This is a genomic window from Kineococcus haloalkalitolerans (assembly GCF_050871905.1).
GTDB lineage: Bacteria > Actinomycetota > Actinomycetes > Actinomycetales > Kineococcaceae > Kineococcus.
Window position 1 is genome coordinate 1 of sequence record NZ_JBJLSH010000098.1, and the last position, 3208, is coordinate 3208.

Genomic DNA, 3208 nt, shown 5'->3' on the forward strand with positions numbered 1-3208 from the left:
CTCCCCGACCCTGCGGTCAGAAGACGTGTGGTGCTTGGATGCGCGGCAGTCAAGTGATCGGCCTATTAGTACCGGTCAGCTCCACAACTCTCATCGTCGTTGCTTCCACACCCGGCCTATCAACCCAGTAGTCTGCTGGGAGCCTCTCACCCCAAAGGGGTACGGAAACCTCATCTCGAAGCAGGCTTCCCGCTTAGATGCCTTCAGCGGTTATCCCTTCCGAACGTAGCCAACCAGCCATGCTCCTGGCGGAACAACTGGCACACCAGAGGTTCGTCCGTCCCGGTCCTCTCGTACTAGGGACAGCCCTTCTCAAGTTTCCAACGCGCGCAGCGGATAGGGACCGAACTGTCTCACGACGTTCTAAACCCAGCTCGCGTACCGCTTTAATGGGCGAACAGCCCAACCCTTGGGACCTACTCCAGCCCCAGGATGCGACGAGCCGACATCGAGGTGCCAAACCATGCCGTCGATATGGACTCTTGGGCAAGATCAGCCTGTTATCCCCGGGGTACCTTTTATCCGTTGAGCGACCGCGATTCCACACTCCACGGCCGGATCACTAGTCCCGACTTTCGTCCCTGCTCGACACGTCCGTCTCACAGTCAAGCTCCCTTGTGCACTTACACTCGCCACCTGATTGCCAACCAGGCTGAGGGAACCTTTGGGCGCCTCCGTTACCCTTTAGGAGGCAACCGCCCCAGTTAAACTACCCACCAGGCACTGTCCCTGATCCGGATCACGGACCGAAGTTAGACATCCAGAACGACCAGAGTGGTATTTCAACGGCGACTCCACCACCACTAGCGTGACAGCTTCACAGTCTCCCACCTATCCTACACAAGCCGTCCCGAACACCAATACCAAGCTATAGTGAAGGTCCCGGGGTCTTTCCGTCCTGCTGCGCGAAACGAGCATCTTTACTCGTAGTGCAATTTCGCCGAGTTCGCGGTTGAGACAGCGGGGAAGTCGTTACGCCATTCGTGCAGGTCGGAACTTACCCGACAAGGAATTTCGCTACCTTAGGATGGTTATAGTTACCACCGCCGTTTACTGGCGCTTAAGTTCTCAGCGTCCCCACGCAGAGCGTGAGTAACCGGTCCCCTTAACGTTCCAGCACCGGGCAGGCGTCAGTCCGTATACCTCGTCTTGCGACTTCGCACGGACCTGTGTTTTTAGTAAACAGTCGCTTCCCCCTGGTCTCTGCGGCCCTCAAACGCTAGCCGGCAAGCGGCTTCACGCCTCAGGCCCCCCTTCTCCCGAAGTTACGGGGGCATTTTGCCGAGTTCCTTAACCACGATTCACTCGATCGCCTCGGTATTCTCTACCTGACCACCTGAGTCGGTTTAGGGTACGGGCGGCTCGAACCTCGCGCCGAGGCTTTTCTAGACAGCATGGGATCACCCTGCTTCCCCCATACGGGGTCACCATCAGGTCTCAGGCTGCATGAGGTGCGGATTTGCCTACACCTCGCCCTACACCCTTGGACGTGGACAACCATCGCCACGCGGAAGCTACCCTCCTGCGTCACCCCTGTTACTACGCTTGACTACTACCGGATCGGGTCGCACGCGCCACCACCACCCTCCCGAAGGAGCATGGGGCTTTGGGTGCTCAGCATCCCCGGCCTCGCCATGGGCGGTTCTACACCGGTACGGGAATATCAACCCGTTGTCCATCGACTACGCCTGTCGGCCTCGCCTTAGGTCCCGACTTACCCAGGGCGGATTAACCTGGCCCTGGAACCCTTGGTCAATCGGCGGACGGGTTTCTCACCCGTCATTCGCTACTCATGCCTGCATTCTCACTCGCGTGCAGTCCACGACACGATCACTCGGCCGCTTCACCCCACACACGACGCTCCCCTACCCACCCACACACCTGCACCCACCAGACTTCTCTGGCAGGCGGAGCTAACGTGTGAGTGCCACAGCTTCGGCGGTGTGCTTGAGCCCCGCTACATTGTCGGCGCGGAATCACTTGACCAGTGAGCTATTACGCACTCTTTCAAGGGTGGCTGCTTCTAAGCCAACCTCCTGGTTGTCTGCGCAACTCCACATCCTTTCCCACTTAGCACACGCTTAGGGGCCTTAGCTGATGATCTGGGCTGTTTCCCTCTCGACTACGAAGCTTATCCCCCGCAGTCTCACTGCCACGCTCTGACTTACCGGCATTCGGAGTTTGGCTGACGTCAGTAACCCGGTGGGGCCCATCGGCCATCCAGTAGCTCTACCTCCGGCAAGAAACACGCGACGCTGCACCTAAATGCATTTCGGGGAGAACCAGCTATCACGGAGTTTGATTGGCCTTTCACCCCTACCCACAGCTCATCCCCCAGGTTTTCAACCCTGGTGGGTTCGGTCCTCCACACGGTCTTACCCGCGCTTCAACCTGGCCATGGGTAGATCACTCCGCTTCGGGTCTAGAGCACGCGACTGACACGCCCTGTTCGGACTCGCTTTCGCTACGGCTACCCCACCCGGGTTAACCTCGCCACGCACCACTAACTCGCAGGCTCATTCTTCAAAAGGCACGCCGTCACAGAAGCAAGTTCTGCTCCGACGGTTTGTAGGCACACGGTTTCAGGTACTATTTCACTCCCCTCCCGGGGTGCTTTTCACCATTCCCTCACGGTACTGATCCGCTATCGGTCATCAGGAAGTATTCAGGCTTACCAGGTGGTCCTGGCAGATTCACACGAGATTCCACGAGCCCCGTGCTACTCGGGACGCCCACCCAAGGAGGCCGCGATGTTTCGCCTACGGGGGTCTCACCCACTACGCCGGACCATCCCAGGCCCTTCGGCTACACCACGACTTTCTCACTCCCCGAACCGGTGTCAGCCGGCTCCGGTGAACTCCCACAACCCCGCACCCGCAACCCCTGACAGGTATCACACGGACACGGTTTAGCCTCCTCCGCTTTCGCTCGCCACTACTCACGGAATCACTGTTGTTTTCTCTTCCTGTGGGTACTGAGATGTTTCACTTCCCCACGTTCCCTCCACCCACCCTATACATTCAGGTGGGGGTGACCGTCCATGACGACGGCCGGGTTTCCCCATTCGGACACCCTCGGATCACCGTTCGGTTGCCAACTCCCCGAGGCTTATCGCAGGCTCCCACGTCCTTCATCGGCTCCTGATGCCAAGGCATCCACCATGCGCCCTTACCCACTTGACCACCACACAACCACCCACCACACACCC

1 rRNA gene is annotated in these 3208 nt (G+C 58.9%); it reads right to left on the reverse strand.

Annotated elements, in window-relative coordinates:
* Nucleotides 1-45: 45 nt before the first annotated feature.
* Nucleotides 46-3182: ribosomal RNA gene (locus tag ACRYMY_RS19610) — 23S ribosomal RNA — on the reverse strand.
* Nucleotides 3183-3208: the final 26 nt, after the last annotated feature.